The organism is Nocardia sp. NPDC056564 (assembly GCF_042793755.1).
Classification (GTDB): Bacteria; Actinomycetota; Actinomycetes; order Mycobacteriales; family Mycobacteriaceae; genus Nocardia.
In genome coordinates this window covers 60,749-87,548 of record NZ_JBHTUR010000027.1, presented here as the reverse complement: position 1 = coordinate 87,548, position 26,800 = coordinate 60,749, and the positions used below count along the sequence as shown (strand labels likewise).

Here is a 26,800-nt window from a genome sequence, read left to right as displayed (position 1 = left end):
GGATCACAACTCATCCCGGGAGAGTGGACAGGACAGGCACCGGGGTCCGCCTCGACCGGAACCCAATTCGGAGCCGGGAATGCGCAGCACCTCGATGCCGGCGTCTTCCAGGCGCGCGTTGGTCATCTCGTTGCGCTCGTAGGCCGCGACCACGCCGGGCGCCAGCGCCAGCGTGTTGTTGCCGTCGTCCCACTGCTCGCGTTCGGCGGTGACGCCGTCCAGCCCGGTGTCGATCACCCGGAGCTTGTCGATGCCCATCGCCTTGGCCGCGGCGACCAGGAACGGATCGGGTCCGCTCATCGCCACCCGGCCGTCGCCGTCGCGCGCGCTGTAGTCGTCCTCGCGTTCGATGGTGAACGCGCACAACGAATCCCGCACCGCCGGATACATCACCAGCGCGTCGCTGTCGACCATCGTGCAGACGGTGTCCAGGTGCATGGTCGCCCGGTTCTGCGCGATCGGGACGACCAGCACGGTGTGCGCGAGATCGTCGTCGAACAGGCTGCGCGCCAACGCTTCCGCACCCGCGGGCGAGGTGCGCTCGCCGACGCCGACCGCGACCACGCCGGGCGCGAGCAGCAGCACATCGCCGCCCTCGATCGGCGCGGTATGCGATTCGTAGGCCCGGCGCACCCCGAGGAACCGCGGATGGAAGGCGTAGATCAGGTCGGTGAGCGAGGTCTCCCGGATCCGGGCGGGCAGCGCCAACGAGGTGATCGCCACCCTCGGCCCGATCCAGAACGAGGAATCCCTGGTGAACAGCAGATTGGGCAGCGGATCGATGACGAAATCCGCGCCGTGGTGCATCCGCCGCACCAGCGAGGTGGCATCCGGCCCGAACGGCAGCTCGTCGAAGGTCATGCCGGCCATCAGGATGTTGGCCAGGTCCCTGGCCCGCACGCCGCGCAGGAACGCGGCGAGCTGATCGGCCAGCGAATGCCCGAGCCTGCGCGCGTCCACCGCGGCGGAAATGCCCTGGATCCGAGCCGCGCCGCTGACCGCTAGGGTCTCGGCGAGCAGGTCGGCCAGCAGCAGCACCTCGACGCCGCGCTCGCGCAGCACCCCGGTGAACGCGTCGTGCTCCTGTTGCGCCCGCTCGACCCAGGGAATGCCGTCGAACAGCAGCTGATCGTTGTTGCGCGGGGTGAGCCTGCGCAGTTCGTCACCCGGCCGGTGCAGCAGCACCGTACGCAGCGTGCCGACCTCGGAGGTCACCGTCAACCGCGTGCCCGGACTGTCGGGGTCCAGCCCGTCCGCGTCCGATTCCTCTCCGTGCCGCGCGGGCACAGCGTCTGCTCCCATGCTCAGACCGTAGTTCGCCGCGGCCTCGAGAGCACGTAATTCGAGCCTTCGTTGCCGTCTTGCCGTGTGTGAGGTCGCTCGCCTGGCCGCTCCGGCGACTTGCCGAAGCGGTCCGTTTCCGCCCCAGCTCACCCTAACCTCAAGTATTGTTGAGGGGAATGGAGGAGCGTGCATGTCGACAGCCGATTGGCGAGCGAAGGAGCTGACCCCCGGGCAGCTTTCCGAGCGTAGTGGAGTAGCGGTTTCCGCGTTGCATTTCTACGAACGCGAAGGACTCATCAGCAGCCGCCGGACCAGCGGTAACCAACGCAGATACGCGCGCGAGACGTTACGGCGAGTCGCCTTCATCCGGATCTCGCAGCGGGTCGGCATCCCGCTCAGCGAGATTCGCGACGCCCTCGATCAGCTGCCGGAAGGCCGCAACCCCACCCGCCGCGACTGGGAGACGCTGTCCACCACCTGGCGTGCGGACCTCGACGACCGCATCACTCAGCTGATTCGGTTGCGCGACAACCTGACCGGCTGCATCGGCTGCGGCTGCCTGTCGCTCGGCAGCTGCAAATTGGTCAACGAACACGACCGGCTCGGCACCGAAGGTCCCGGCGCGCGCGTGCTCGACGTGCAGCTCAACTGTTCTGCGCGGCCAGCAACCGGCTGAACCGAGCCGAGGCGCGCCGCATCACGATCTCGTAGGGCAGCGCGAACTTTCGCGCCCACCAGTAGCCGAACCGGATGTCGAAGGACGTGTAGATCAGGAACCGGTTACGGGTGACGCCACGCAGGATCGCGGACGCCACGTGCTCCGGCGACACGGCGTGCTTGGTGAACGACTGGGTGAGCCGCTGGATCTTCGGCGCCTCCCGGTCGACGCCGACCAGCTCGACGCTGTGCACCAGCGGGGTGTCCACCGCGCCGGGCACCACCAGGTGCACCGAGATGCCGTGCTGGTCCAGGTCGAACCGCAGCACCTCGGACACGCCGCGGATGCCGTACTTGCTCGCGCTGTAGGCCGCGTGCCAGGGCAGCGCGAGCAGCCCGGCCGCCGAGGAGACGTTGACCAGGGACCCGCCCTTGCCCGCGCGCACCATCGGCGGCACGAAGTTCTCGATCACGTGGATCGGGCCCATCAGGTTGACCTCGACCATCCGCCGCCAGTGCTTGTGCTCCAGGTTCTCCACCGTGCCCCAGGCCGAGGTGCCCGCGACGTTCATCACGACGTCGAGGCTGCCGTGCGCGTCGTGCACCTTCTCGGCGAACGCGGTGACGGCGTCGTAGTCGGTGATGTCGAAGGCCTGCGCGACCAGCACCACGCCGCCGTCGCGGCGGATGTCGGCCACCGTCTCGTCCAGCCCCGCGGCATTGATGTCGGTGAGCACCAGCTGCCCGCCCGCCTTCGCGGTGGCCACCGCGGTGGCCCGGCCTATGCCGCTGGCCGCGCCTGTGATCAGCACCTTCGCGTCTCGCACTGTATTGCGGCCCGGTCGCCCGTTACCTCGCACTGCGCATCCCCATCTCGAATTGCTCGAATCGGCTCACCGCAGGGTACTTGGGCAACGCTCAGCGGCCCAGTACTGCGAGCATTCCGGCGACCGCTCGCGGCCAGGTGTATTGCTCGGCGCGGCTGCGCGCGGCCCGCCTGCGGCCGGCCGTCGGCAGGGCGAGCACATCGGTGACGGCCTGCGCGAACGCCGAGCCACGGTCCTCGGCAACCGCGCCGCACTCGGCGGTCACGATGTCTTTCAGGGCCGAGGAGCGGCTGGCCACCACCGGGGTGCCCGCCGCGAGCGCCTCCAGCGCGGCGAGGCCGAACGTCTCGTGCGGTCCGGGAGCCAGCGAAACATCGGCGGTGGCAAGCAGTTTCGCTACCATCGCGCGTTCGGAGATGAAGCCGGTGAAGTGCACGGCGGGCACCCCGTTGCCCAGCGCGGGCAGTGCGCGCGCCCGGCGCTCCAACGCCTCGCGACGCGGACCGTCTCCGGCGACGACCAGCCGAACCTCGGTGCCCGCCTTCCGCAGCGCCGCGACCGCCTCGATGCTGCGCTCCACCCGCTTCTCCACCGATAACCTGCCGCAATGCACGAGCAGCGGATGCCCCGGCGCCCCGAGGTCGGCGCGCAGCCTGCCGTCGCGCCGGTGCGGGCTGAACAGGTCCAGGTCGACGCCGAGCGGCACCAGCTCGACGTTCGGCGCGTCGATCCGGAGGAACTCCTCCCGCGCGAATTCGGTGGTGCAGACCACGATGTCGTAATCGGCGGCGGTGCGGCCGTTCGCCACGTCGGCGCAGCGCCGGGCCGCCGGACCGGGCATGAACTGGCCGAGCAGCCGATCCAGCCGTTCGTGCGAGATCATCACCCCGGCCACGTCGCGGCGGCGGGCCCAGCGGCCGAAGCCGCGCAGGGTCAGCCGGTCGGAGACCTCGAGCACGTCCGGGCGCAGCCCGGTGAGCACGTCGGCCACGCGCCGCGGGTCGGCCGCGCGATAGCCGCCGGTCCACGGAATGGCCAAGGCGGGCAGGGTTATTCGAACGACACCGGTCGGCAGGAGCTCTTCCGAACGGCGCGCGCCCGGCACGATGAGCACCACGTCGTGCCCGGCCGCCACGTACCCCTCGCCGAGATGATGCAAGGCAGTGCGCAACCCACCCGAACGCGGGCCGTAGAAGTTCGCAAGCTGAACTATGCGCACCTCGCAGATGGTGCAGCCAGTCGGGTTATCTTCGGGACCGGTGCGCCCAACTCGACATGAACAGCCGTGAAAGACCCGGCGAACCCGCTTTTCAGGGCGCTTCCGGCCACACCCGGATCAGCCCGTGGCCGCGGTCGGCGGGCACCGGGGACAGCTCGGCGCCCACCGGGATCCAACCGGTATCGGCGAAGCGCACGCGAAACCGCAGTCGTTCGGCCGTGGCCGCGGGCGCCAGCAGATCGGCGCAGGCGGACCGGAAACCGTCGAGGTCCTCGGGATGCAGCGTCGGGCGCTCGACGGCCCAGCGATCCAGCGGCGGGGCCGGGGTGCGGGTCCACTCGTAGATGAGTCCGGAGTGCAGCCCGACGAAGCCGACGCCGTCGTCGATCCGCTGCGACACCGCGCGCACCATGGCCATGTCCACGTCGGGCCGGGCCGGTGCCGCGCCGGCGCATTCGCGCATCACCGCCCTGATCCGGCGGGCGACCGGATCGGCGCTGGTCACCATCTGGAAGCAGCGCACGACGCCGTCGTCGCCGAGCATGTCCACCTGGCTCTGGTGCCTGCCCTCGAACGCGGCCACCATCTCGAAGTAGTCGATGCGCCCGTCGAAGCGCACCATGCGCCCGAACGCTTCCGGCGGCGTCCGGATCACCCGCACCTCCGCGGGCGCCCTGGCGAAGATCATCTCCTCCAAACCCGGTCCGTGATGGGCCAATTCGGTCTCGGCCTGCCAGTCCCACGCACCGGCGCGCGGACGCGGCGGCGGGGGCACGTCGGCGGCGGCCACCCACACCTGCACGCCGTGCACCTCGTCGAACGCGCACAAGACGGGCACCCCGAGCACGACGAGCCCGGTCTCGCGATGGGTCGCCGACTCCCCGGTCGCGACGCAGTTCTGCACCACCTCGGCGATCCGAAGTGGCGCGGCGGCGTGCAGATCCCGGCGGACCCGCACCAGGCTCGCCCAGTCCTTGACCTTCGCCCCGTCGGCCACCAGGGTCGGCTCGGCGACCGTACCGTCGGGTGTCCGGCCCAGGGTCTCGATCAGCAACCAATCCCGTTCGGGCGGTTGACCTTCGGCCCCGCGACCAGCGGTCATATCCCCGCAGTACCGCGGCTCGCCCTGGGCAGATCGAGATCCAGCGGGATGCGCCCCACCGCCAGATGCGCCTCCACCTCGTCGGCGGGCATCGGCCGGGCGATCAAAAAGCCTTGGGCCCGATAGCAACCGAGGCCGACCAGGGTGCGCGCGGCGACCGCGGTCTCGACCCCCTCGCCGACCACCCCGAGACCGAACGAACCGGCAAGCCCGATAATGGATTTCACGATGGCGAGATCGTCGGTACTGGCGCCGAGGCGCTGCACGAAGCCGCGGTCGATCTTCACCGCGTCGACCGGGAGCGCCTTCAGGTGCGACAGCGAGCTGTAGCCGGTGCCGAAATCGTCGATCGCGATCTGCACGCCCATCCGCTTGAGCCCGCGCAACGTCACCTGGGTGCGAGCCAGATCCTGCACGACCACGTGCTCGGTGATCTCCAGGCAGATCGAGCTGCCGTCGATGCCGAACAGCCGCAGGATGTCCTCGATCCGTTCGACGAAGTCGAGGCTGACCAGCTGCACCGGCGAAACATTGATCCGCATCACCACATTCGCGGCCAGCCCGCGTCTGCGCCATTCGGCGAACTGCGCGCAGGCCGATCTGATCACCCAGCGCCCGAGCTCGCCGGCCAGGTTGGTCGCCTCGGCCACGGTGACGAACGCGGCGGGCGGCAGCAGCCCTCTGGTCGGATGCAGCCAGCGGACCAGCGCCTCCAGCGCGACGATCCGGCCGGTGCGCAGGTCGACCTCCGGCTGGTAGTGCAGCAGCAGCGAGCCGTCGGATACCGCGCCGCGCAGGTTGAGCTCGACGTCGTCCTGCAGTTCGAACTGAGCGCGCATGGCGTCGGTGAACACGGCGACGCCGTTGCCGCCGCCCGATTTGGCCGAGAGCAGCGCGTGGTCGGCGCGGCGCAGCACGTCGGCGACGGTGGTCTCGCCGGGAATGCCGACGGCGACGCCGATGCTGGCCGCCCGGCTCACCGATTCCCCGCCGACGGTGACCCGGCGGCCGATGAGCTGCTGGATCCGGGTGCCCTCCTCCTCGGCCGCGACCGCGTCCATCGGCTTGGCCGGCACGATGACGAACTCGTCGCCGCCGAGGCGGGCGATCATGTCGTCCGGATCGAGATGCTCGCGCAGCCGCGAGGACAGCGTGCGGATGAAGTTGTCGCCGGCCGTGTGCCCGAGAAAATCGTTGAGCGCCTTGAGCCGATCGAGGTCGAGGAAGAACGCCGCCACCGGGCCGGGGCTGCCCGGTTTCAGCCGCTCGTCCATGTGCTCGAGCAATGCCCGCCGGTTGGCCAGCCCGGTGAGGTCGTCGTGCAGCGCGATGTAGCGCAGCCGTTCCTCGGCGACCACCCGCGCCTGCAACTGGGCGAACAGCGCGGCGATCGCCTTGAGCACGTTGAGCTCGCGGGTGCTCCACTGCCGGTCGCCGGTCTTGATGAAGCCGAGCACCCCAGTCGACTCGCCGCGGGAGAGCAGCGGCACCGCGGCGGTGGTGACGACCGGGATGCCGGAGGCGCGGCGCATCGTCTCCTGGTAGCCGGCGAACTCCGGGGTGGGGCGGGCGATCATCGGCTCGGTCGCGTGCTCGAACGCGCGGAACACCGGATCGGCGCCCTCGAAGTAGACGACCTCGAGCGGATCCGGATCGGGCACCTGCGGACGGTGCGGCCATTCCGCGATGAGCAGCGACGCGCGGCGCTCCCGGTCGGTGTGGCGCACATAACTGAAGTCGACATCGAAGTATTCGACCAGTTGGGCCAGCACCCGTTCGGTTGCCTCGGCCATGGTCGTGGCGTCGACACCCATCAGCTCGGAGGCGACCTGAGTCACCAATGAGTCGAGCGTCCGCCGAGGCACCTTGTCTCCGATCACGCTATCCACGGGTGTCCACGCCAGGCATCGGCCTACGGCTGCGGAGCCGCCGGCCACGACCCCGGGCAGCGGCCGAGTCGCACAGGCATGGCACCAACGCCATGGTCTCATGCCCAGGTGTTGAGAGCAGGTCCGAGAAACGAAGCGACGCCAGTGTATCCACGCGATCCGCGAAAATCGCGGCCGGTGCGCCAGGGAGTCGCGCTTTTCGACTGCTGTCCTCACCCATCGTCACCCCACCATTCCGGGGTCGGTATCCGGTGTACGGCGCCCGCGCCGGTCGACTCGAATCCGCGAGCCGTGCAATTCATCGGCAATTGCCCGACCACAGCGATTATCCCACCAGATCGAAGCGGTCGAGCGATGATCTTCCGAATCGGGGCCCGGCGGGAAATGACCTGCTACCGTCCCACCGAAGCCGCCAGCAACCCGGATCGGCGCGGCGGCGGTGCTCGCCTCGACAGCCATACTGTTCCTACTCCGTTGCTCCGCATCCTTACGCGGTCGTCGAACCGGGGCCGACATCTCCACCCGAATCCTGCTTTCCGGACGAGTTTGCCTAGGGCAGTATCCGTCATCCGGCAAGAATTGACCAGATGTCTGGTTAATCTTCCGAAAACTAGACGCGGCCCCGCAAATTCCCCCTGGTCAGAACCGGTCTTGCGGTTGCGCAAGATATCAGAGAGACCGGTCGGTTCTAGCGCAGCTAACGAGCAGCAAGCTATACCAGGATCGAGATGAACAGCTCCACCGAATCCGGCCCCTGCCAGATCTCGATCTCTTCCCGGTAGGCCCGGGTGATCTCGGCCGACGCCGTCGCGTCGTCGACCTGAGCCCACACGTCCTCCACCGGATCGTGATAGTCCCCGTTCGGCGCGAACCGCGCGTAGACGCCCTTCGGCACGCGCACCAGGACATCGCCGATCGGCACCGCCTCGGGCTCGCGGTACTCGAAACAGACCACCGCGTTGTAGTTACCCGCCGGGTCCGGCACGTACACGGTGAACATCGGCCGGTCGGCGCCCTTGCGGTCGCGCAGCCGGTCCTTGAGGAACTCGATCAGGTCGCTGTTGCTGACCTTGAAACTCGGGCGCACCCGCGGCACCACCAGGCCGCCGTAGATCGCCTCGTGCCGCACTGCGATCGCATAGGTCATCGGGCGTCGACCGCCAGGTAGAGCTCGATCTTGTAGGCGTGTGGATAGCACTCGAAGTCGCCGGTGTAGGTCCGCTTGATCTGGTTGTGTTCCTCGGCGTACGCGATCTGGGTCCAGAGGTCGGTCATCACCTGCGGGAAGTTACCGACCGAGGAGAATCTCGCATAGGTGCCGCGCGGCAGCCGGGCGACCAGATGGCCGCGGGTGACGTCGCCGAAGGACGCGCACTCGTAGCCGACGATCTGCGTGTTGTAGGTGCCGAGCTCACCGGTGTAATCGGTGTAGGCACTGGCCAGCGGGCCGCCCAGTTCCTGGTGCAGCACGGTCGCCCAGGCCGCCTCCAGGTCGTGATCACGCAGCTCTCCGAGCGCACGTTTAGGGCTGCGCACCGGCAACCCGGCAACCCACGTCTCGTCCCGCTCGACGATTTCAAACTGCATGGAAAGACTCTTTCGAGATGAATCCGGGGGCGAAGCGAGGCCCGCATCCGGTCGGTCGGAAAGGCCATGCTATCAACACAGACCGCGTGGTCACGATCACATGTCCCGCTTGCTGCCTCCCGTCCGCGAGGGTCCCGAACTGGACAAATGACTCGGGGCAGCGAATCGCTCGCCTCGCCGATGCCACTCATGCATAGTTGGCATGAACCCGCGCGCTGATCACCTGGCCTCACCGGAGACACCGAACGGAGTCCTGATGAACGACAGTCCGATCCACGACGAATTGGACCGGCGCGCCGCGGCGATGACCGATCAGGTGATCGCCTGGCGCAGGCAGCTGCATCAGCATCCCGAGCTGTCCAATCGGGAGGTGAACACCGCCGCGCTCATCGCCGGGCAGCTGCGCGCGCTGGGCCTGGACGAGGTGCGAACCGGCATCGCGGGGCACGGCGTCGTCGGCGTGTTGCGTGGCGGTCAGCCCGGCGAACGGGTGATCGCCCTGCGCGCCGATATCGACGCGCTGCCGGTGCCGGACGAATGCGGCGTCGACTTCGCCGCGCACGTGGTGGACGACACCTATCCGGGCGGGCCGTTTCCGGTGTCGCACGCCTGCGGCCACGACTGCCACACCGCGATGCTGATGGGGGCCGCGAGTGTGCTTGCGGGCGTGCGGGATCAGCTGCCCGGAACCGTGCTGTTCGTCTTCCAGCCCGCCGAGGAGGGGCCGCCGGTGGACGAAAAGGGCGGCGCCAGAGAAATGCTCGCCCAGGGCGCGTTCGACGATCCGGTGCCGACGATGGCGTTCGGCTTCCATGTCACGCCCTATCCCAAGGGCTACATCGGTTATCGGGTCGGCAACCAGTTCGGCGCGTCCTGCCTGGCGCGGATCACCGTCACCGGGCAGCAGGTGCACGGCTCGACGCCGTGGATGGGCATCGATCCGATGCCTGCGGTCGGCGCCGTGCTCACCGGCATCGGCCAGCTCTACCGGCAGGTCAACGCGTTTCAGCCGATCACCGTGTCGATCGGGCACATCGAGGACGTGGGACGGTTCAACATCATCGGACGAACGGTCACGCTGTGGGGCACCATCCGCTGCGCGGTGGAATCCGACATGGCCGAGGTACAGGAACGGCTCCGCACGCTCGCCGAGCACAGTGCGCAGGCCTACCACGCGACAGCGACGGTCGACTACCTGCAGGATGTGCCCGCGGTGCACAACAAGAAGGAGTGGATCGACGCCGGGCTGCCGACGTTCTGTCACGTCGCCGGCGTCGAACGGGTGGTGGAGACCGCGGCGACGCTCGGCTACGACGACGTCTCGGAGTTCGTCAACAACTACGGCGGCCTGTACGTGACGCTGGGCGTGCAGGACACCGAGATCGCCGACAACGGGATGCCCGCGCCCGCGCCCGGCGGCCGAGGGCTGGCCATGAACCACAGTCCGCACTTCTACGCCGACGACGACACCCTGGTCACCGGCGTCCGGCTGCACGCGCACGTGGCCTACGACCATCTCGGCGGTGCCCTGGTGCCGCACCTAGGCTGATTCCGGTGTGCCACACCATCACCGAACTGGACGCCGCGGTCGCCGACTGCTTCGCCTGCCCGCGGCTGGTCGCCTGGCGGGAGCAGGTCGCGCGGACGAAGCGGGCCGCGTTCCGAGATGAAACCTATTGGGGGCGACCGGTTCCCGGCTACGGCCCGGACGACGCGCGCCTGCTGGTGGTCGGGCTGGCGCCGGCCGCGCACGGCGGCAACCGGACCGGGCGCATGTTCACCGGTGACCGCAGCGGCGACGTGCTCTACGCGGCCATGCACGCGGTCGGGCTGGCCAACCAGCCGACCGCGACCCATCGCGACGACGGCTTGCGCCTGCTCGGCACCCGGGTCACCGCGCCGGTGCACTGCGCGCCACCGGACAACAAGCCGACGCCGGACGAGCGCGACCGCTGCCGGCACTGGCTGGCCACCGAATTCGCGTTGCTCGCACCGACGGTCCGGGCCGTGGTGGTGCTCGGCGGGTTCGGCTGGCAGGCGCTGCTGCCCGTGCTGGCCGAGGCGGGCTGGACGATTCCGCGACCGCGACCGAAGTTCGGGCACGGTGCGCACATCGAGCTCGCCCCGGCCGACAGCGGGCGCGCGCCGCTGCATCTGTTCGGCTGCTATCACGTGAGTCAGCAGAACACCTTCACCGGCAGGCTCACCCCCGCGATGGTCGAAGAGGTGTTGCGCACGGCGGCGCGGGCGGCCGGGCTGGATATCGCGGCGATCGACTAGTTCTATTGTCCGATAAAGGGTTTTCGGCATTCCACGTTATCGTTATAGCCGGGGAGTCGGTCGCGGGCGCGGCTCGACGGAGGAGCCGGGCGGGCCACGGCGCGTCCACTGCGAACGGAGCGAACGTTGCCCAGTAACCAAACGGTGTTCCTGCTGGTGGATCTGGTGCTCATCGCGGTGGCCGCGCGATTGCTCGGCAGGCTGGCCCAGCGGCTCGGCCAACCGCCGGTAATCGGCGAAATCGCGGCGGGAATCATTGCCGGGCCCACAATTCTGGGGGCGCATTTCTCCGGAATCGTCTTTCCGCAGGACGTCCGTTCCTATCTGAGCGCGTTCGCGAATGTCGGCGTGCTGATCTTCATGTTCCTCGCCGGATTGGAAATCGAGCGAAGTTCGTTCAACGGCAACCGCCGCGCCGTGGCCACCGTGTCGCTGTCGGCCTACTTCGTGCCGTTCGCACTCGGCTGCGGGGTCGCGCTCGCGGTGCTGTCGCGATACCACGGGGGCAACCGGCTGACCTTCGCGTTGTTCATCGGCTGCGCGCTCGCGGTCACCGCGTTCCCGGTGCTGGCCCGCATCCTGATCGAACGCGACCTGATGGGCACCAGGGTGGGTCAGCTCAGCATGGCCAGCGCGGCCATCGACGACATCCTGGCGTGGACCGTGCTCGCCTTCGTCATCGGGCTGGCCCGGCCCGGCGCGACCAACCAGTGGAAACTGCTGCTGTTCGTGCCGCTGGTCGCGGCGATGTGGTGGCTGGTCCGCCCGCTGCTCACCCGCGCCTCCCGCGCCACCACCGCGACCAGCAACAACACCATGATCTTCCTCGCCGTCTGCGGCGCGCTGATCTGCGGCGCGGCCACCGAATGGATCGGCCTGCACCTGATCTTCGGCGCGTTCCTGTTCGGCGTCATCTTCCCCCGCACCCACCGGCCGATCGTGGAAACCGGTGCGCAACTGCTGAGTTCGGTGTTCCTGCCCGCCTTCTTCGTCATCGCCGGCCTCCAGGTGGACCTCAGCTCGCTCGACCGCGCCGGTGTCGCGGAGATGTTCGCGATCCTGGCCACCGCCTTGGCCGGAAAGCTCGGCGGCACCTATCTCGCGGCCCGCGCCAACGGGATCGAACCGCGCGAGGCGGGCGCGCTGGCCAGCCTCATGAACACCCGCGGGCTCACCGAGCTCATCATCCTGAACGTCGGCCTGACCACGGGGCTCATCGGAGTGCAGCTGTATTCGATCCTCGTCGTGATGGCGCTGGTGACGACGGCGATGACCGCGCCGCTGCTGCGCCTGCTCAAGGTGACGCCGGACCTCGGGCGCCTGCCCGACCAGACCACGGAGGCGGCCAGGACCGCGTCATGACCGGCGAGTGCGGAAGGTGCGGCGCAGGTCGTCGATCCAGGCGTGCGGGACTTCCCAGGGAATGAAGTGACCGCCTGCCTCGTGCGCGGTCAGGTTGACGTGGTTGTACCAGTCGGCCCGGTCGGTGGCGAGCCAGCTCTCGACGCGCTGCTCCGGAGTCGTTACGCCGGGCGGGTTTTCGTGACCGACGAAGGTGATGCCGGTGGGCGCCTCGATGATCGGGACCCGATCGTGGGCCGGGACCCAGGGATAGCGGTTCGCGTTGGCGTAGTAGCGGATCGAGGTGCCGATGGCGTTGTTCACCCAGAAGATCATGGCGTGGGTGAGCAGGTCGTCCTTGCTGAAGACGGTCTCGATGTCGCCGTGGTTGTCGCTCCACTTGACCCAGCGTTGCAGCAGCCAGGCGAGCAGTCCGGCCGGTGAGTCGGTGAGACCGTAAGCGAGCGTGCTGGGTTCGAGCAGATGGACGGCGAGATGGACGGCGAAGCGCCGTTCGATGGCGAGGAATCGCTGATAGTCCGGCCCGGACAGGCCCGGCGGGATCGGTTGTCCCCCAGTAAGATCCCAGGCCCGATCGCCGGTGAACAGGCTGAGCTTCAGGCCGGACCCGATGTGGATGCCGTGCAGTTCGGCGGCGTACTTGTGGCCGAGCTGGCCGGTGACGAGCGCACCGACATCGCAGCCTGCCGCGGCGTATTTCGGATAGCCGAGGGTGTCGGTCATCAGCGTGTGCCAGAGGTCGGCGACCTTCCAGAAGTTCATGTCCGGGTGCTTCGGCAGTGGGGTGGAGAAGCCGAAGCCGGGCAGCGACGGGACGATGACGTCGAACGCGTCGGCCGGGTCACCGCCGAACGCCGCGGGGTCGGCGAGCGGGTCGACCACCTTGGCCCAGTGCCAGAAGGTCCACGGCCAGCCGTGGGTGAGGATCAGCGGAGTGGGAGCGGGACCGGCACCCGGTTTACGCAGGAAATGGATCGGCACCCCGTCCACGCTCACCCGATAGTGCTCGTAGGCGTTGATCGCGGATTCCGCTTTGCGCCAGTCGTATTCATTGATCCAGTACTCGACCAGCTCCTGCAGGTAGCGCCGGCTGACGCCATAGTGCCAGTCGTCGTTGTCTACATCATCCGGCCACCTGGTGAGCCGAAGTCGCGTCGCCAGATCGTCCAGCACCTCGTCGGCGACCTGTATCGGCGTGGCCGCGAGCGGAACCTGCGATGTCATGAATATCCTTCCGAGATAACCGAATCGGCTGAGCTGAGCTCGTCATCCATCAGCTCGGCCATCCGCGCCAATGCGGGCAGCGCCGCGCTGACCGCCTGCCGCTCCGCGTCCGTCAGCGCCTCGACCAGTTCCGTGAACCGGCGAACCCGCTCCCGGTGCCGCATCTGCACGATCCGCGCCCCCGCCGCGGTGATCTCGACCAGCACCGCCCGCCCGTCCGCCGGGTCCGGCCGCCGCACGACCAGGCCGTCCCGCGCCAGCCGGCTCACCAGCTGAGTGATGGCCGGCTGCGTGATCTGCTCGGTCACCGACAGCGCCGAAACCCGCATCGCCCCTTTGTGGGCCAGCGTGTGCAGCACCGACAGCGTGGTGAACGTGTGCTTCTCCGCGCTCGGCAGCCGAATGGATCCCCGGGTGAACGCTCCCATCACCCGGGCCAGTTCATCGGCCTCCAGTTCGCGCCGCGGTGCCGCCATAGGCAGCAATGTATCACTGATTTATTTAAGCTGCTTATGTATTTTTCCCGCCGCTGCCGCTCGTGACGGCGTGGGTAACCGGCGTCCGCACTGGTGCGACCTAGTGTGCGGGGATGGTCAACCTACGCGGGCAGCACGAGCGGCGGCGGACGGCGGCCGAGTGGTGGGCAATGGTCCGGGCTTCGCCGTATCTGCCCGCCACCGTGCTCGTGCTGCTGGTCGCGGCCGCGGCGGGGTTGTTCGCGGGGTCGTATACGTACGCGCTGGCCAATCCGACGCCACGCCAGATTCCGATCGCGGTGGTCGGATCGGAGCAGGACGCCCCGGTCCACGGGTTTCTGACCGAGATGCAGCGGTCGCTGGACAATTCGCTGGTAGTACACGGCTATCCCAGCCCGGCGGCGGCGCGGGAGGCCATCGAGGATCAGCAGGTCTTCGCGATCGTCACCGCGCAGCCGCCGGGGGTCCGGCTCGATATCTCCAGCGCCTCGGGGCAATCGGTCGCCCAGTTGCTGACCCAGGTGGCGACGACGGCGGGGGCGGTCGAGGTGACCGACGTGGTGCCGTTGCAGCGCGGCGATCCGCGCGGCCTCGCGATCTTCTATATCTCGCTGGCCGCGGTGATCATCGGTTTCGTCGGCGCGACCCAATTCAGCGTGCACGCGTCGGCGTTGAATCCGCTGGAACGGATCGGCTTCACCGCGGCGTACGCGCTGTGCGGCGGCTTTGCCATTGCGGCGGTGGCGGATTGGGTGCTCGGCGTGGTCCGGCTGCCGTTTCCGGAGTCGTGGGGAATCCTGTCGCTGACCATGTTCGCCTCCGGCATGGTGTTCACCATGTTCAACACCCTGTTCGGGCGGTGGGCGATCCTGCCGACCTGGGGTCTGATGGTGTTGCTCGGCAATCCGTCCTCCGGCGGCGCGGTGTCCTGGCCGCTGCTGCCGTCATTGCTCGGGCACATCGGTCGCTGGCTGCCGCCGGGCGCGTCGGTCAACGCCCAGCACACCGCCGTGTATTTCGGTGCGCACCAACATGTGCTGCCGTTCGCCGTGCTCGGCGGGTGGGCGCTGGTCGCGTGCGCGGTGTTCTGGATCTGGCGCAACCGTCATCCCGGCGGCCGGACGACCGGCAACGCGCACGAAGCACGGTCACGCAACCGGGAAGTGATCGGCCAGGAACGTGGCGAAGACCTGCCGTGAGATCTGCGTGCCCCAGCCCGCCCAGGTGAAGTCGTAGATGTGTTCGCCGTAAGGCACTGCGAGCAACTGGTTTTCGACGCCGACCCGGCGCAGCCGTTCGGCCAGTTCGGCCGAACCGCGGTACGGCGCGACGTGATCCCGGTTGCCGTGCATGAGCAGCGTCGGCGGCACGTTCGGCCGGACGTAGGTGACCGGCGAGGCGGCCTTGTAGCGGTCGGGCACCTGGTCCGGAGTTCCGCCGGTGTAGTCCTGGAGGAAGGTGCGCATCCGTCCGGGCAGACCGGTGTCCCGCCACGCCTCGACCAGGTCGGGCACCGGGTAGAACGCCGCGACGGCCTTGACCGCCGTGTCGGTGACCGCGCAGCTCGGCGCGACCCGGTCATCGGCGTAGGCGCCCATCAGCGCGAGGTTGCCGCCCGCCGATCCGCCCGCGAGCATCACGCGCTCCGGATCGATGTGGTACTTCGCCGCCTGCTGCTTGACCCACCCGACGGCACATTTCACATCGCCCGGCGATTGGTTCCAGCGCGGGGGCGGCGTCAGCCGATAGTCGATGGCGAAGACCGCATATCCCTGGTCGGTCAACCACCGGTGCCACATCGGCGCCTCGCCGCGGTCGCCGTTGCGCCAACCGCCGCCGTGCACCCAGACCACCGCGGGGCGCGGGCGGGCCGAATCGCCTTCCGGCAGTTTCACATCGAGCTTCAGATCCTGACCGTCGACGGTGTTGTACACGGTGCTGGACGCTTCCACCGGGGCGCCGGTGTTCGTGCCGCCGGAAAGATAGTCGCCGAAGGACAGTTTCGCGTCCTGGCGCACCGCCGTCCCCCACGACGCGGCCAGCGGGAAGCCGGAGGCGACCACGCCGAGCAGGCACACCAGCCCGGTCACCGCCGCCACCCGGCGCACCCCCACCCGCCCCTTTTTGCCAAAGGCGATCAGCGACAACACGAATCCGGCCAACCCGAGCGGAATCAGGTACAGCCCATAGTCACTCACGATGTGGGTCAGCACCACGAAGGGCGCGGGCACCCGCACCGCGATGATCACGTAGATGAACAGCACCATCAGCACGGCGACTCCGGCCGCCGATGCCGCAACCAGCCAGCGAATGAGCATTCGATCATTAACCCACGACCGTCCGCACCAGCACAGATGGCACGCCGCGCGGGGTAGTCGAGGCAGCGTTCGAGGTAGCCGACGCGGCGGCGGCGGATGTCCCGATCTGCGGTATACCTGTCTGAAAGGACACGGCCGACGAGGGACCCGAGGACGCATTCTGGGACAGGTCAGCACCTACCGATGACAGGAGCGTTTCCCATGACCGAGCACATCGCAGGCGTCGCCATCCCCGACAGCCGCCTGGTCGCCGAGGCCACCGAGCTGGTCCGGGCGAGCGCGCCGCCGCTGCTGTTCCATCACTCCCGGCGCGTCTACCTGTTCGGCATGCTGCACGGACAACTGCGCGGCCTGAAGCCCGATCCCGAACTGCTCTACGTCGGCGCGATGTTCCACGACCTCGGGCTGACCGACGCCTACCGCACCGAGAACCAGCGGTTCGAGGTCGACGGCGCCGACGAGGCCCGGCGCTTCCTCACCGCGCACGGCATCGAAGATGATGCGGCACAACGGGTATGGACGGCCATCGCGTTGCACACCACGCCGGGCCTCCCCGAACACATGGCGCCCGAGATCGCACTGGTCACGGCCGGTGTCGAAACCGATGTCCTGGGAATCGGATACGGCGATCTCGCGCACGCGGATATCGACGCGGTCACCGCCGCGCATCCGCGGCCCGACTTCAAACGGCAGATCCTCGCCGCGTTCACCAACGGGTTCGCCGACCGCCCCGATACCACCTTCGGGACCGTCAACGCCGACGTCCTCGCGCACTTCGTGCCCGGCTTCGTCCGGACCGATTTCGTCGAGGTCATCCGGTCCAACCCGTGGCCGGAGTGAGCATGGTGTCGCGTCCGCACACGGTCGGCGTGCTCGTGTTTGCCGGCGTCACCCTGCTCGATGTCGCCGGGCCGAGCGAGGTGTTCACCGAGGCCAATCGGTGCGGCGCGGACTATCGGATCACGCTGATCTCCGCCGACGGCGCGCCGGTGCGCTCGTCCACCGGGTTGCGGTTCGACGTCGACCGCGCCGCCGCGGCGACCCGCACGCTGGACACGCTGCTGGTACCCGGCTCGGAGGAACTGGTCTCCGCGGCGCTGCCGGCCGAACTCGTCGGCGCCGCAACCGGATTGGCCGACCGCGCGCCACGGATCGCGTCGGTGTGCACCGGCGCGTTCCTGCTCGCCGCCGCCGGCTTGCTCGACGGACGCCGGACGACCACACATTGGCGGCACGCCGCGACGCTGCGCCGACGCCACCCCGGTATCGAGGTCGACCGCGACGCCCTCTTCGTCACCGACGGACCGATCATCACCTCGGCAGGCATCAGCGCGGGCATCGATCTCGCCCTCCACCTGGTCGAACAGGACCACGGCCCGGCAATCGCCCGCGATGTGGCCCGCGCACTGGTCGTCTTCCTCCAGCGACCGGGCGGCCAATCACAGTTCTCCGTCCCGATTCGCACGCAGGCACCGAAGGACAGCACGCTTCGCGCGCTGCTCGACACCATCCACACCGATCCCACGCGGGAGTACACCGTGCCGGTGCTGGCCGCCCTCGCCAACACCAGTCCCCGCCAACTCACGCGACTGTTCCGCCGGGAATTGGACACCACCCCGGCTCGCTATCTGGAACAGGTCCGGCTCGAACAAGCCCAAATACTGTTGGATCAAGGGCATTCCGTGACGACGACCGCCGTCCGCAGCGGCTTCGGCAGCGACGACACGCTCCGCCGCGCCTTCCAGCAGCACCTCGGCGTCGCGCCGAGCACCTATCGGCACCGTTTCACCACGACCGCCGAACGCTGAGGTTGCGGTCAATTCGACTGTCGCAGAGCGGGGTCGACCTCGTTTGTCGCGTCCGCTCGCCACGCCGCGATCGCCGCTTCCCACCGGCGATTGTTGGTGAACTCGGAAATCTCCCGGCGATCGATCAGGATGTAGATCTCCCCCGCCGTGGTCGTCTCCAGGATCAGCGGCTTGCCCGCATTGAGCAGACCACCCATGAATCTGCCGTAGAGCGAGGTGAATTCGCGGCGCAGCGACACGATGGCCGCGGGCGCCAAGGTCAGATCCGCGCCGTCGCTCCAGTCCGAGAGCACCAGGCGCTGCCCATCGAGTTCGATCCGACCGCGGCGCGGGAACAGCGCGCGCTGGCTGACGATGCCGGCCGCCTTGTCGGCGGCGCTGTGCCGGCGTAGTTCCGCCACGGTCGCGGCGATGTAGCTCCCACTTCGCACAACATCGGTCATCCCGAACACCTCCCGGCTCAATGGCAAGCACCTACCGGAATTGTGCGGCCGGGCACCGGTATCGCACATCGCTCTCCCGTACCGCATCGATGTCCGCCGCAAGGACTACGCGACGCCGCACCGGTCCGCCGAGCGGAGGACCACCACTCAGCGGCTACGGCCGCGTATAGAGAAATGCGGTGGAGCCGTAGTCGGCTTGTTCGTCGTTGACCGGGCCGTGTTCGATACCGAACCGCAGGCTCGTCCGATAGCCGACGGTGTCGGCGAGCATCAGACGATAGGCGGTGGCGCAGTAGTCCGGGCAGCGATCGGGTGCCCGGCGAACGGTGGGCTGCCCGGTGAGCGGCAGGGTGTAGCGCTTGCCGTAGTCGAAGAACCAGCCGCCCTCGTAGAAGTCCTCGGTGCCGGTGCCGTGCAGCTGCGGGGTGGCGGAGCCGTCGACGTAGACCTTCTCGTCACCCTCCATGAACACCGCGTCCGCACCCATCCCGGTGGTCACGTGCCGACCGCTCATCGAATGGCTGACTCCGACGAATTTGCCGGTGCCGGTCATGGTGGCGAACGGCCAGTCGACCCCGGGCGTGGTCGGCCCGGACCGCGATCGAGTCGTGAAATACCCGGCTTGTCCGTCCCGCAGCGCCGGGACCCACTTCGAGTCCGGGGCGACGGTCACCTCCGCATCGAGGCCGGAAACGGGCGCGCCGGTGTCGTTGCGCAGCGTCAGCACGGCCTCGCCGGCGAACGGCATCGGCCACCACGCCGAGAACCAGCCGCCCGGCTCGGCGTTCGCCGCGAACATCAGCGAGCGCACGTCGACCGGACCGAGGCCGGCGCCGAAAAACTCGCCGACCGGCGAGTCGACCAGGTCGTGGCCGTCGAATCGAAGCTGTAGCCGGATGTCCGCGGGGTCCGTGCCGGCGGGCAGGCGCACGCGTAGTGCCGAAATACTGCCGGGCCCAGTCGCTTCGGTGATCTCGATCGCGGCATCGGCCGGGATGTCGACCGTGCGGGTCTGCGTGTGCGCGCCGGGCGCGACCGGCTTCGGATCGCGTTTGCCCGCGGCCAGCAACGTGGCGAGCACGTCGAGCGCCGGGTCGGCACGGTCGAAGACGCGCAGACCGTCGGCATTCGGGAACTGGCGGAAGGTGACATGGTAGTAGTCCACCGGATTCGAGACCCGTACGCGCATCGAATTCCGATACGGCATAGGCACTTTGACATACACGCCACCCGGCGACTGCTTGGCGTTCGCCACCAGCGGGAACGCGAACGGCGGGCCGTACGCACCGTCGACCACCGCCTGCAGCGGTTCGTCGAGAATGGTCCGGCCGTCCAGCTCGATGATGAGGTTGCCGAGTGCGGTGACGTCGCCTCGATTGATGGTGAACCAGATCGAATCTATTTCGCCGGGGTGGTCGTCCGCGGCGATCAGGCAGCCTGGCCGATCGTCCGTCAGGCAGCCGCCGGTCCAGTCCCGGTTGCCGCCACCGCGGTCGTAACTGGAGTACTGCTGTGCCTCCACCGCACCGCTCAGGTACGGCAGCGCGTCCAGTCGCCGGTAGGTGTCCCAGCCCTGCACCGCCGCCGCTACCCCCGGGGTGTCGGCCACCAGGGCCGCGGGCTGTGCGGCCGCCAGCCCGGGCACGGTCAGCAGCGCCGTGGCGACGGCCGTCGAGATTCGAATCGACACCGTCCATGCCCTGCGCACGTACGCCATCTCCTTCGCGTGGTTCTCGCTTCGCACCAAGGTTCGGCTATCGGAACACTGGTCATTCAGCGGAGGGCTGATTCCCTGTTATTCGGACCCGCGACCGTCTTGGATGGGCGATTCCTCGCCAGTGGGCCGAAGACCGCGACCAGGCGTCACCGGACGGTGTCGTACCGCTGTTTTCCATGGTCACGCCCCTAGTCTTGTTCCATCGATACCAACTTCTCGCGCAGCACCTTTCTGCGGAACGCACTCGGAATCGGCCTGACCGGATGGGCTCTGGCCGGCCTACCGGGTCCGTCCGGCGTTCGCGTCGCCCGGGCCGAGCCGCCGCCGCTGGCGGTCGGCCGCACCGCGGCGGGCGTGGATTGGAGCAGGCTCGACAAGCGGCTGCGGGGACGCGTCTTGCTGGCGAACGACGCGGATTACGCGACGGCGAGGCAGATCTTCAACACCCGGTTCGACGACGCGAAGCCGACCGCCGTCGTGCAGGTCGACACGGTCGACGATGTCGCGGCCGCACTCACCTTCGCCGCCGAGCACGAACTGACGCTGGCGGCCCGCGCGGGCGGGCACTCGTACGTGGGCGCCTCGGCCGCGACGGGCGCGATGATCGTCGATCTGCGCAAGTTGTCCGGGGTGAACTACCGCGACGGTGAAGCCGTTGTCGCGCCGGGCATGACGCTCAACGCGGTGTACCGCGAGCTCGACCGGTTCGGCCAGACGCTGCCCACCGGAATGTGCCCGATGGTCGGCATCGCCGGCCTCACCCTCGGCGGCGGCCTCGGCTTCGAATCCCGGCGCTACGGCCTGACCTGCGACCGGCTCGCCGCGGCGACGATGGTGCTGCCGGACGGCACGGTGACCGAGGTTTCGCCGACCTCCCGGCCGGATCTGTTCTGGGCCCTCCGCGGTGGCGGATCGCAGCTGGGCGTGGTCACCTCCCTCACCTATCGCACGTGTCCCGCGACACCGAAAGATGTTGTGCAACTGACATTTCCCGGAGATCAGGCGGCGCAGGTGATCGCCGGATGGTCGGCCTGGCTCGGCACCGCCGACCCCGCCGAGTGGGCCTGCGTCAGTGTCGACGCGGACGGGCACGGCGGCGTGAAGTGCTGGATGCAACTGGTCTGCCCGGCGAAGGAGGGCATCCGGGCGGCGGTCGCGTTGATGGCCGCCACGACGAAACCGCTGACCGTGGAGTACCGGAGCCTGAACCACATGGACACGGTCATGTATCTCGCCGGTGGCAACGCCACCCAGCCGCGCGCCACCTTCAGCTGTGGCTCCGACGTCGTCACCGAACTGTCCACGGATGCCATCGCCGCGATCATCGAGGCGATCACCGCGCACTCCCGGGCCGGCGGCACCGGCTGGGTGCAGATCAACACGCTCGACGGCGCGGTGCGCGACACCCTCCCCGCCGACACCGCCTTCCCCTGGCGCGAGCACGCGGCCCTCGTGGAATGGGGTAACTACCAACAGATTCCGCACGAGCAGGCGGCCGCGTGGATCGCCGAGGCGCATCACCTCATCGCGCCCTACTCCGCGGGCGCCTACGTCAACTACCTCGAGATCGGCGACCCGATGCAGCGCTACTACGCGCACAACTATCCGCGACTCGACCGAATCCGCCGGAAGGCGGACCCGCAGAACCGGATGCACACGGTGCTGGTCAGCTGACCGCGCGCTAGGCCGGACGGACGAGAATCGCTCGGGTGTAAAGGATCTGGAACCCGAGCCGCTGCACATTCTGCTGCGACTTCGAGCCGGGGAGCGTGGTGACCACGGCGAGGTCGCAGCCCGCCGACGCGGCGGCGGCCAGCCGGGCGGACAGCAGCGAGGCCTGGACACCGCGGCGGCGGAACGCCGGAAGGGTTGCCGCTCCGCAGAGTTGGGCGACCCCCTCGGCAAGACGCAGGCTGGCGCCGCCCGCCGGGACCCCGTCGACGCGGGCGATCGATCCGGAAAAGCCGGTGGCCGAGGCGATGTCGCGCACCGAGTGGTCGAGGGCGTCGCGCGGAAACTCCTCGTGCGCGGCGATGCCCTGCACGTCGGGCGCGGCGAAGCCGGTGGCGACGACGTCCAGCCAGATGTCGAACTCGTCCGGGTCGACCGGCGAGATCTCCACGCCCGCAGCGGTATTCGGTGGTCGTCCCGGCTCGAGCCGCAGACCGAGCACGTTCTCGAACCCGCTGAACAGGTAGCCACGGCGGGTCAGGCGTTCGACCACTGCGGGATCGGCGAGCGTCGACACCTCGAACTGGACCGGGGCGCCGCGTTCGGCGAAGGCCGTCTCCACCTCGTCCAGGGTGCCGTCGTCGATGTGGCCGCCCATACCGACGCCGACCACCTTGTCCAGCGGCGAACTCGGGCCCGCCCACACGGCCGACCCGCTGCCGACGGGAAGCACCAGCACCCGCGGCTCCCGGCGCGCGGCGGCGCGGGCGCCCTCTTCGATCAGCGAACGTTCGACGCGCTCGATCCGAGCGGCGAGATCGGTTCCGGCGAACAGGCCGGGTTCAGGCGACATGGGTGCATTCCTACCAGGGCGAACTATCCACGCGACAATCCTTTTCGCACCTATGCCGAAGCCCGCAGTGCCGGCGCGGACGCCTCGGCTCGATCGGCAGAACTCCTGACTCCGACCAGGGACGCGAGGATGCCGAGCCCCGCCAGCGGAATCAGGTCCAGCGTGAGGATCGGCGCCATCGTGCTCGCCGCCATGACCACCGGGCTCCACCACGGGAGCCGGCCCGCCCGGACCAGCAGAACGGTCAGCATGATCAGTCCGAGGAAGAACAGCGGCGGGCCGACCTCGTAGAACGCCAGGCGGACACCGGGAACCGCCGAGAATTCCCGGCTCAGCCTGGACATGCCGGCCTGGTCCTCGGCCAGGGCGGCGAACGCGATGTCCGCGCCGAACTGAACAATCGTCGCCGCCAATCCGATCAGCGTGATGATCGCCGTGCCCATCGCCCATTTGCGTTGCGGCAGTGCGCGTTCCAGACCGAGAACCACCGGAACGAACAACCCCGTCCCGATCAGGCCGACGATATGCGCGGCCTGCCAATCGACCCCGGGACCGTAGCGGCCGTCGGCCAGGCCGAACAGCCGGATCACGCCGTATCCGGAAAAGCACAGCGGCGCGCAGACGAGCAGCACTCGAGGGGATTTCACGGTCCAAGCTTGGCAGGACGAAGGCAGCTGAGCCTCCGGGAAAACCCCGGTTTTTCACGCCACTCCGCCGACGTGTTTGCCACATATTCGCCCCAATGGTTCCATGAGGCCGAGACACCTGGTGACGGGACTGGCTTTCGAGTAGCCACGCAGATCTGTTGTGCTGGCGAAAGGAACCGTGTCTCGATGCGTCCAGGTCAAACACGTCGGTGCCATTGGGGAATCAGTCTCACCTTGACGCTCGCGGTCACCGGAATGGTCGCGGCCGTTCCGGCTTTCGCCGAGGTCATCGAGGACGGCAGCGTCTCGCCCGCCGGGGCGAACGATTGGACGTGCGTCCCGAGTACGAAACGACCGGAGCCGGTGGTACTCGTGCACGGCACCTGGGGCAATCAGAACTCCTGGGACGTCCTGGCTCCGCAGTTGAAAGCACGTGGGGTGTGCGTGTATTCGCTGAATTACGGGCATGCGCCGTTCAGTGTTCGCGGCGCGGCGCCCGGGGTATTCGGCACCGCGGATATTCGCTCGTCGGCCAGGGAACTCGCGGCATTCATCGAACGGGTGCGTGGCGTGACCGGTGCGGCGAAGGTCGATATCGTCGCGCATTCCCAGGGTGCGCCGCTGACCCGGCAGTATCTGCGTTTCGAGGGTGGCGCGTATCGCGCCGATCCGAGCCGCAACAAGGTCGACCACCTGGTCACCATCGCCGGCACCAACCACGGCACCACGGCCGACGGGCTCGGTTTTCTCCTGCCCACGGGCAGCGCGTCCGGGATATCGGACGGCGTGATCGCCAGGGTGCTCGGCACCTCGGCGGCCCAGCAGTTGACCGGCAGCGAATTCATCCGCACGCTCAATGCCGGCGGCGACACCGAACCGGGCGTGCATTACACGGCGATCGCCACCCGCGTCGATCACGTCGTCACGCCGCCGGAGGCGACATTCCTGCGCGCGGGCCGCGATGCCACCGTCGAGAATCTATGGGTGCAAGACCTATGCCCGACCGATACCTTCCACCACGGAATTCTCCCGGAATCCCCTGCCGTCGCTTATCTCGTGCACCGCGCCCTCGGCCTGCCCTTCGCCGGCGATCCCTGTCCCGCACCGAGCGTCGATCAGTCGAAGTAGCCGCTGAGCGGCCGACGATCCGACCCCCGATCCCCCGGGGTCGAAAACCGTACCGAAAATATGCTTTGAACAGGGGAAATGCCTAATAGACAGGTCAGACCCAGCAGCGCATCATGATCTTTACATCCGGTGCCGTTCGTCGGGGGAACGTCAAAGGAAACCCGCACGGATTGGAAAGACCCATGTTTATGAAAAAGTTGGTGGCGACCGCGGTATTCGCCATCGCGGCCACCGGAATCACGATGGCAACGGCACACGGTGAAGCGGAATTGGCCGACGTCTCGGTCAGCGCGGTGGACGGCCCGGTCGGTTACACGACGACGCTGGCCGCGGATCATTCACAGGCCCTGGTCACCTTGGCCTCCGGCAAGTTCGTCCTGACCCCGGACGCGGTCCAGGTGGTCGCCGACGACGGCACGGTGGTCGGCGCGATCCCCACCACGCTGCGCGTGGAGACGGGCCAAACCTTCTCCGTCACACCAGCTTTGACCAGCGATACGGCGCTGACCCTCACCCCGGTCGGCGGCCCGACGGCCGCCGCGACCACCTCGCATGATCTGCCGTTCATGCACACCGTCGGGGGCGGCGGAGCCATCCTCGCGGGCGCGTTCGTCGGCTGCCTGGTCGGCATCGTGATCGGGATCTGGTTCTTCCTGGTCGGCGCCATCGTCGGCTGCGCCATCGGTGCGGCGATCGGCGGCTTCATCGGCGCCGTCTCCTGACCGCGCCCGAGAGCGACCCGTGCTCGGCCCCCGGGCACGGGTCGCTTACGTGTGGAACAGATCTCGCTAGACGCAGTACTCGCAGGTGCCATTGGCGGGCAGCTGGATGAAGCACTGCGCGCACACCGCAGGCCGCGTCGGCTGCGGCTTGATCTCGACCTGCGAGGTGGTGCTGGGCGCCCGGCGGCCGGCGACCTTGGGCGTGAGCGGCGGGACCGCCATGTCGGCGGGCATCGCCGCGCCGTAGAACTCGTAGCACTGCCAGCGCGCGTAGGCGGCGTGCAGCTCGAGGTCGTCCGGGATCGGCAGTCCGGCCAGCTCGAGCACGTACTTGTAGGTGTCGTCGACCGTGTGGTTCTGCCGCACGCACAGCGCGGTCAACGGCGGCTCGCCCGCCTTGTGGCAGCGGCGCGCGATCTTGCGCAGGATGGCGTCCATCCAGGCGCGGGTCGGCGCGCCGGTATGCACCCCGGACACCTCCTGCACCCGCTCGGCCAGCTCGCCGACAGTGATGAAATGCCCGTACCCGGTGGCGATCTCGGAAAGTTCCGCGTGCGCGGCCAGCGCCCACGCCACCGTCGCCTCCCGCAACGTCACCGCGGTGCCGTCACCCGCCCGCCATGCTCCCGCCGTTGTGGGTACCGAATTCCTGATCACCCGATCAAGTTATCGCGGGAGACCGGGAAAAGACCAATGACGGGACATGTACCGCGGGCATGACCGGCTGTGGACGACTCTTGACTATACATACGATCGACCGTACGTTTATTTTGTGACTACAGATACCGGCAGCGGCCGGGACATGGCAACGGATCCACGGGTGCGGGATGTGGGCGAGGTACGGACCGAGCATCTGTTCGATGTGGTCGTCGACTTGAATCCGCCGCTGGACATGGGTGCCGGGCCGTTCGGCCGGCGGATTCTCTACGGCGCGGCGGGCGGGTCGTTCGCGGGACCGCGGTTGCGCGGCGAAGTCGTTGCGGGCGGCGGGGATTGGACGCTGTTCCGGCCCGATCGGGCGATGACGGTGGATGTCCGGCTCACCTTGCGCACGCATGACGACGCGCTGGTGCATGTGTCGTACGGCGGGCGATGGATTGTTCCGGCGGAACTGCACGACGATATCGCCGACCCGGTGCGGAGTCGCCTGATCGATCCAGCACGGTATTACTTCCGGACCGCCCCGTTATTCGAAACCGGGTCGGAGAAATATGCGTGGTTGAACGATATCGTGTGCGTCGGATCGGGATATCTGGTCGACGGCGGGGTGGCATACCAAGTTTCTCGCGTGCTGTAGCAGAATTTCGCTTCGTTGCCGGCAGGATAAATTAAGATTCACCGCGCCGGTGCGGCGAGCAAGCATGATGATCCGCAAGAGTCCAGGCAGAAGGGGCCTCCAGGGCGGCGGATCGACCGGAGCGGGACGCGCTCGCCGAGCGGCGCACCGCCACCTGAGCCAGGGATTCGCGTTATTGAATCCCTGGCTTAACTCTTTTATAGAATGACTAACCTTTCCAACCGTCACTAATCTCCTAACCTACACTTTCGGCTGGGAAGTGGGAATCCGATCAGACCAACGAGATCTG

General features: G+C 68.3%; 26 protein-coding genes. 11 read left to right on the top strand and 15 right to left on the bottom strand.

Translation table 11 applies throughout. The features are described from left to right. Nucleotides 1-3: 3 nt before the first annotated feature. A complete protein-coding gene (gene arcA, locus ACFQ9K_RS40870; protein ID WP_378716002.1) occupies nt 4-1,302 on the bottom strand; it encodes an arginine deiminase in 1,299 nt (432 codons plus the stop codon). A gap of 172 nt (nt 1,303-1,474) precedes the next feature. Here arcA and soxR point away from each other — a divergent pair, with 172 nt between their 5' ends. Next, entirely contained in the window at nt 1,475-1,960 is a 486-nt protein-coding gene (gene soxR / locus ACFQ9K_RS40865; protein ID WP_150402090.1) for a redox-sensitive transcriptional activator SoxR, read from the top strand. Here soxR and ACFQ9K_RS40860 read toward each other — a convergent pair. The 6 genes from ACFQ9K_RS40860 to ACFQ9K_RS40835 all read right to left on the bottom strand — a co-directional run bounded on the left by ACFQ9K_RS40860 (nt 1,929) and on the right by ACFQ9K_RS40835 (nt 8,565). Continuing rightward, entirely contained in the window at nt 1,929-2,753 is an 825-nt protein-coding gene (locus ACFQ9K_RS40860) for an SDR family oxidoreductase (protein ID WP_378715999.1), read from the bottom strand. The two genes, soxR and ACFQ9K_RS40860, sit on opposite strands and share 32 nt — an antisense overlap. A 106-nt stretch (nt 2,754-2,859) precedes the next feature. Then, complete coding sequence (locus ACFQ9K_RS40855) at nt 2,860-3,987, bottom strand: glycosyltransferase (RefSeq protein ID WP_378715997.1); 1,128 nt, start codon at nt 3,985-3,987, stop codon at nt 2,860-2,862. Between the two features lie 91 nt (nt 3,988-4,078). Next, nucleotides 4,079-5,089: a GAF domain-containing protein gene (locus tag ACFQ9K_RS40850; protein WP_378715996.1), complete on the bottom strand. Its 1,011-nt coding sequence runs from the start codon at nt 5,087-5,089 to the stop codon at nt 4,079-4,081. Continuing rightward, nucleotides 5,086-6,927 (bottom strand): putative bifunctional diguanylate cyclase/phosphodiesterase, encoded by a 1,842-nt coding sequence (locus ACFQ9K_RS40845; RefSeq protein WP_378716029.1) that lies wholly within the window; start codon nt 6,925-6,927, stop codon nt 5,086-5,088. The genes ACFQ9K_RS40850 and ACFQ9K_RS40845 overlap by 4 nt, the downstream gene beginning before the upstream one ends. A gap of 763 nt (nt 6,928-7,690) precedes the next feature. Continuing rightward, a complete protein-coding gene (locus tag ACFQ9K_RS40840; RefSeq protein ID WP_378715993.1) occupies nt 7,691-8,125 on the bottom strand; it encodes an effector binding domain-containing protein in 435 nt (144 codons plus the stop codon). Further along, complete coding sequence (locus ACFQ9K_RS40835; RefSeq protein ID WP_040738955.1) at nt 8,122-8,565, bottom strand: GyrI-like domain-containing protein; 444 nt, start codon at nt 8,563-8,565, stop codon at nt 8,122-8,124. The genes ACFQ9K_RS40840 and ACFQ9K_RS40835 overlap by 4 nt, the downstream gene beginning before the upstream one ends. Nucleotides 8,566-8,821: 256 nt before the next feature. On the opposite strand from ACFQ9K_RS40835, the gene ACFQ9K_RS40830 reads away from it, so the two are divergent. The 3 genes from ACFQ9K_RS40830 to ACFQ9K_RS40820 all read left to right on the top strand — a co-directional run bounded on the left by ACFQ9K_RS40830 (nt 8,822) and on the right by ACFQ9K_RS40820 (nt 12,207). Beyond that, nucleotides 8,822-10,114, top strand: a complete 1,293-nt coding sequence (locus ACFQ9K_RS40830) for a M20 family metallopeptidase (RefSeq protein ID WP_378715990.1) — start codon at nt 8,822-8,824, stop codon at nt 10,112-10,114. A gap of 5 nt (nt 10,115-10,119) precedes the next feature. Further along, a complete protein-coding gene (locus ACFQ9K_RS40825; protein WP_378715988.1) occupies nt 10,120-10,845 on the top strand; it encodes a uracil-DNA glycosylase in 726 nt (241 codons plus the stop codon). 126 nt (nt 10,846-10,971) lie between these two features. Next, nucleotides 10,972-12,207, top strand: coding sequence for a cation:proton antiporter (locus ACFQ9K_RS40820; RefSeq protein ID WP_378715986.1), 1,236 nt, complete (start codon nt 10,972-10,974; stop codon nt 12,205-12,207). On the opposite strand, the gene ACFQ9K_RS40815 is transcribed toward ACFQ9K_RS40820, so the two are convergent. Together ACFQ9K_RS40815 and ACFQ9K_RS40810 are read right to left on the bottom strand one after the other, a co-directional pair. After that, nucleotides 12,202-13,431 carry an epoxide hydrolase family protein gene (locus ACFQ9K_RS40815; RefSeq protein WP_378715984.1) on the bottom strand — a complete coding sequence of 410 codons (1,230 nt, stop codon included), beginning with the start codon at nt 13,429-13,431 and terminating at the stop codon, nt 12,202-12,204. The two genes, ACFQ9K_RS40820 and ACFQ9K_RS40815, sit on opposite strands and share 6 nt — an antisense overlap. Continuing rightward, nucleotides 13,428-13,907: a MarR family winged helix-turn-helix transcriptional regulator gene (locus ACFQ9K_RS40810; RefSeq protein ID WP_378715981.1), complete on the bottom strand. Its 480-nt coding sequence runs from the start codon at nt 13,905-13,907 to the stop codon at nt 13,428-13,430. The genes ACFQ9K_RS40815 and ACFQ9K_RS40810 overlap by 4 nt, the downstream gene beginning before the upstream one ends. 113 nt (nt 13,908-14,020) lie before the next feature. On the opposite strand from ACFQ9K_RS40810, the gene ACFQ9K_RS40805 reads away from it, so the two are divergent. Beyond that, nucleotides 14,021-15,106 carry an ABC transporter permease gene (locus ACFQ9K_RS40805; protein ID WP_378715980.1) on the top strand — a complete coding sequence of 362 codons (1,086 nt, stop codon included), beginning with the start codon at nt 14,021-14,023 and terminating at the stop codon, nt 15,104-15,106. Here the strand turns inward: ACFQ9K_RS40805 and ACFQ9K_RS40800 are convergent. Continuing rightward, the gene (locus tag ACFQ9K_RS40800) at nt 15,056-16,225 is read right to left on the bottom strand and encodes an alpha/beta hydrolase fold domain-containing protein (RefSeq protein ID WP_378715977.1); all 1,170 of its coding nucleotides are present in this window, start codon (nt 16,223-16,225) and stop codon (nt 15,056-15,058) included. The two genes, ACFQ9K_RS40805 and ACFQ9K_RS40800, sit on opposite strands and share 51 nt — an antisense overlap. Before the next feature lie 201 nt (nt 16,226-16,426). Here ACFQ9K_RS40800 and ACFQ9K_RS40795 point away from each other — a divergent pair, with 201 nt between their 5' ends. Further along, nucleotides 16,427-17,065: an HD domain-containing protein gene (locus ACFQ9K_RS40795; protein WP_378715975.1), complete on the top strand. Its 639-nt coding sequence runs from the start codon at nt 16,427-16,429 to the stop codon at nt 17,063-17,065. Between the two features lie 2 nt (nt 17,066-17,067). After that, nucleotides 17,068-18,033, top strand: coding sequence for a GlxA family transcriptional regulator (locus ACFQ9K_RS40790; protein WP_378715973.1), 966 nt, complete (start codon nt 17,068-17,070; stop codon nt 18,031-18,033). Nucleotides 18,034-18,041: 8 nt separating this feature from the next. Here the strand turns inward: ACFQ9K_RS40790 and ACFQ9K_RS40785 are convergent, their stop codons facing one another. Then, complete coding sequence (locus ACFQ9K_RS40785; protein WP_378715972.1) at nt 18,042-18,476, bottom strand: hypothetical protein; 435 nt, start codon at nt 18,474-18,476, stop codon at nt 18,042-18,044. A 154-nt stretch (nt 18,477-18,630) separates the two neighbouring features. After that, complete coding sequence (locus tag ACFQ9K_RS40780; RefSeq protein WP_378715969.1) at nt 18,631-20,220, bottom strand: glycoside hydrolase family 172 protein; 1,590 nt, start codon at nt 20,218-20,220, stop codon at nt 18,631-18,633. 327 nt (nt 20,221-20,547) lie between these two features. Here ACFQ9K_RS40780 and ACFQ9K_RS40775 point away from each other — a divergent pair, with 327 nt between their 5' ends. Continuing rightward, nucleotides 20,548-21,867 carry an FAD-binding oxidoreductase gene (locus tag ACFQ9K_RS40775; RefSeq protein WP_378715967.1) on the top strand — a complete coding sequence of 440 codons (1,320 nt, stop codon included), beginning with the start codon at nt 20,548-20,550 and terminating at the stop codon, nt 21,865-21,867. 7 nt (nt 21,868-21,874) lie between these two features. On the opposite strand, the gene ACFQ9K_RS40770 is transcribed toward ACFQ9K_RS40775, so the two are convergent. Further along, nucleotides 21,875-22,717 (bottom strand): GNAT family N-acetyltransferase, encoded by an 843-nt coding sequence (locus ACFQ9K_RS40770; RefSeq protein WP_378715965.1) that lies wholly within the window; start codon nt 22,715-22,717, stop codon nt 21,875-21,877. Nucleotides 22,718-22,767: 50 nt separating this feature from the next. Beyond that, entirely contained in the window at nt 22,768-23,364 is a 597-nt protein-coding gene (locus tag ACFQ9K_RS40765) for a hypothetical protein (protein WP_378715962.1), read from the bottom strand. 234 nt (nt 23,365-23,598) lie between these two features. On the opposite strand from ACFQ9K_RS40765, the gene ACFQ9K_RS40760 reads away from it, so the two are divergent. Both ACFQ9K_RS40760 and ACFQ9K_RS40755 read left to right on the top strand, forming a co-directional pair. Then, a complete protein-coding gene (locus ACFQ9K_RS40760; RefSeq protein WP_378715960.1) occupies nt 23,599-24,492 on the top strand; it encodes an esterase/lipase family protein in 894 nt (297 codons plus the stop codon). 188 nt (nt 24,493-24,680) lie between these two features. Next, nucleotides 24,681-25,214: a hypothetical protein gene (locus tag ACFQ9K_RS40755; RefSeq protein WP_378715958.1), complete on the top strand. Its 534-nt coding sequence runs from the start codon at nt 24,681-24,683 to the stop codon at nt 25,212-25,214. A gap of 66 nt (nt 25,215-25,280) precedes the next feature. On the opposite strand, the gene ACFQ9K_RS40750 is transcribed toward ACFQ9K_RS40755, so the two are convergent. After that, nucleotides 25,281-25,871 (bottom strand): hypothetical protein, encoded by a 591-nt coding sequence (locus tag ACFQ9K_RS40750; protein WP_378715957.1) that lies wholly within the window; start codon nt 25,869-25,871, stop codon nt 25,281-25,283. A 115-nt stretch (nt 25,872-25,986) separates the two neighbouring features. Between ACFQ9K_RS40750 and ACFQ9K_RS40745 the strand changes: the two genes are divergently transcribed. Next, nucleotides 25,987-26,511, top strand: coding sequence for a DUF3237 domain-containing protein (locus ACFQ9K_RS40745; RefSeq protein WP_378715954.1), 525 nt, complete (start codon nt 25,987-25,989; stop codon nt 26,509-26,511). Nucleotides 26,512-26,800 lie beyond the last annotated feature (289 nt).